Source organism: Sphingorhabdus sp. (genome assembly GCF_040079335.1).
Taxonomy (GTDB): domain Bacteria; phylum Pseudomonadota; class Alphaproteobacteria; order Sphingomonadales; family Sphingomonadaceae; genus Sphingorhabdus_B.
In genome coordinates this window covers 1-2756 of the sequence record NZ_JBEBKL010000106.1, presented here as the reverse complement: position 1 = coordinate 2756, position 2756 = coordinate 1, and the positions used below count along the sequence as shown (strand labels likewise).

Below are 2756 nucleotides of genomic sequence, written 5' to 3'. Positions count from 1 at the left end.
GCGGACCGCTCTTCATTGTCTTTGCAAGCCTGTCGATGCCCCGCGAAGCGCTCTCGCGTTTGATCGCCGATACCACGAGGGCAGGGGGCGTGGTCGTTTTTCGCGGCTTTCCAGGCAACGATGCCAAAGCCTTTGTGAAAGGAATGCAGTCCGTCTTGAGCGGACCTGAGCAACAGGCACAAATTGCCATCGATCCGCGATTGTTTCGCGCCTTCAAAGTATCGGCGGCACCGACCTTTGTTGCTGTTTCGTCCGATTTCGAGCTGTGCGCCGGGTTGAACTGTACATCGGTCGTGCCGGCGCATGACCGCATGATTGGCAATGTCACGCTTGAATATGCTCTCGAATCCTTCGTCGATGGCCGCGGGCCCGGTGCGTCGATTGCCGGAGTCGCGCTTGCCCGATATCGAAAGCAAGATTGATGAGGTTCGGTGCGCTCGTCTGGACGGCAATCCTGCTTGCCCTGGTTCCTGGCCAGCCTCTTTGGTCGCAAAGCCCAATCTATATTCCGCCGCCGATCGATCCGGTGGAGCCTGTTATCATGGAGCCGGATGTGGAACCCGGTTTGCCCCCACCTGGTAATCCACCTCCGCCAGCGACGGCCGTCCCGATGACAAATGCCGAAGCCAAAGCGGAGGCAAAGGCGATCGGCTCACAATTGCGCCAAGACTATAAAGACATGCCGCTCGAACCGGGCGCGGCGGGACAGGTCCCTTTTTATCAGGACGGCTTGCCCTCCCAGACAAGCTATTATGACGATCCCGATGCCATGTCGGGCGATGGCTTCGTCGCGAGCCTGTCGAACGAGGCCTACCAAACCGCCAACAATCCCAACCGCCCGGTGGTACCGGTCGCCCCTACAGACATAGCTCGCGCTGTCGCGATAGAGGATGCACCACAGGACTATCTCGACGGGGAAAATTTGGGGTCGGGGACGGGCAGCTGTGTGCCTTTGCCGCCAGGTGGTGGCGGAACAAACTATGCCGAATGGACATGTAACATCGGTTCGGCGGTGATCGATCAACCGCAGTCTTGTCGGCGTAGCCTGACTGTCGAGGAGTGGAACGGGACCGCCTATCAATATCTGTGCGCCTATGGTGGCGGATTTGACAATTGCGGCTCGCTTGCAGGAAATTCGCAGTGCCGCCGCACCCAGAGTTTCCCGATCCCAGATTTTGGCATCACAATCGATTATTATGATTGTGCGGCGCCGGTCAGCGATCCCAATGTCTATCTTTATGGCACCACGATCCTACCCCCGCCGCCTGGGGCCTTTGAGGTCTCAGACAACGTCTATCGATGCAACAATGAAGGGCTGACGGCCGCATTCAACGTCGATCCGGTCTTTGGTTTCATTAACGGCTATGAAACGGGACTCCAGTCTTGCGCGCCAATGGCGGCAAGTACGACCTGCACCAGATCGTCACCGGCAGCAGCCGGCGTACCCGAACGCACGCTGTGCAAAACGGTCGAGTTTGTCGGCGACCCATTTATCGGCGGCTATCTGATATGTACCGAATTTGCTGCGCCCGAAGAGATCTTTCAATGCTCTTCAGCCATAGCAAGAGCGGCCGCGGAACGCAGCAGCTCGAAATGGTTCACCGAAAACTGGACCGAGCCGCCCTGCAATATTGATCCCGCGCAGTGCACTTTTGCGAGCGAGCAATGCACGGCCGGCGTCAACGAAACGCGGATTGTAAACGGCATCGCAATCACGCGGGGCTGCTGGGAATATTCCAAAATCTATCAATGCCAGTCGATCGTGGGTGGCGGCAACGACTGCACCGCGCTGGAATCCAACTCGTCTTGCGTGCTCGACCGCGAAATCTGCCTCGATGATCCTGCAGCAGGTCCGTGCCAGGTTGCCGAGCGGGTCTATCGCTGCCCGATCCCTGGAACGACGCCCGAGCCGGCGCAGTATATCTGCGGCGACGATGTCTATTGCATAAACGGCGATTGCGAACCGATCGAACGTGAAGCCTCAACCGAATTCAAGGACGCGGTGGTTGCCTTAAATGCGTTGGGTCAGGCCAATTCCGAGTTTGATGAAAATACGCACACGCTCTTTCGCGGCACGCGCGAAACCTGCCACAAAAAGGTGTTTGGTTTGAGCAACTGCTGCTCAGGCAAAGGGGTTCCCTTGCTCACGCCGTTTCTCTGCAATGCGGCCGAACGCCAGCTCGACGAGAAGGACGACAAGGGTCTCTGCCACAAAGTTGGCACCTATTGCTCCGATCGGGTGCTCGGCATCTGCGTGACCCGTAAGGATGCTTATTGCTGCTTCCAGTCCAAGATCAGCCGGATCTTACAGGAACAGGGACGGCCGCAAATCGGGAAGCCCTGGGGGCCGCCCAAGACCGAAAGCTGCCAGGGCTTCACCATCTACGAGTTCCAGCAACTCGACCTGTCAGCGATGGATTTCAGCGAGGTCTATGCCGAGTTTCAGGATGCAGCGCGGCTCCCGGACGAAGCCGCAGCCCTTACAGACATCCAGGCCAAAATCGAAGCCTATTACGCCAACCATGGAGGCAGGAACTGAGCGTGACAGACAAAAACTTCATTACTTTGGGTCGTCACGGTTTGGTCCCCGATATGTCGGTGATCGAGTTTCTCGTCGGCATGGCGCTGTGTCGCTGCGGCCCATCCTCTTCGACGGTGATCGCCCGCGAAGTGTCCGGTTGGCTTGATTGCAAACTTCGGGTTGCTGAACTTCGTCCGACATTGGCCTCGGTCACGGCGCGCGGATGGGTTCGCGC

General features: G+C 58.1%; 2 protein-coding genes and 1 pseudogene. All 3 read left to right on the top strand.

Annotated elements, in window-relative coordinates:
* Positions 1–422 (top strand): type-F conjugative transfer system pilin assembly protein TrbC (trbC, locus tag ABL922_RS14465; protein WP_349024912.1); only part of this gene is annotated, 422 nt, incomplete at its 5' end.
* Complete coding sequence (locus ABL922_RS14460) at positions 422–2539, top strand: conjugal transfer protein TraN (RefSeq protein ID WP_349024911.1); 2118 nt, start codon at positions 422–424, stop codon at positions 2537–2539. The genes trbC and ABL922_RS14460, both read left to right, overlap by 1 nt.
* Positions 2540–2541: 2 nt before the next feature.
* Positions 2542–2756 (top strand): annotated as a pseudogene (locus tag ABL922_RS14455) (hypothetical protein); the annotation flags it as partial.

Excerpts from the sequence above, each read along its gene's own strand:
- ABL922_RS14460 (WP_349024911.1), top strand. The coding sequence starts at position 422 with ATGAGGTTCGGTGCGCTCGTCTGGACGGCAATCCTGCTTGCCCTGGTT.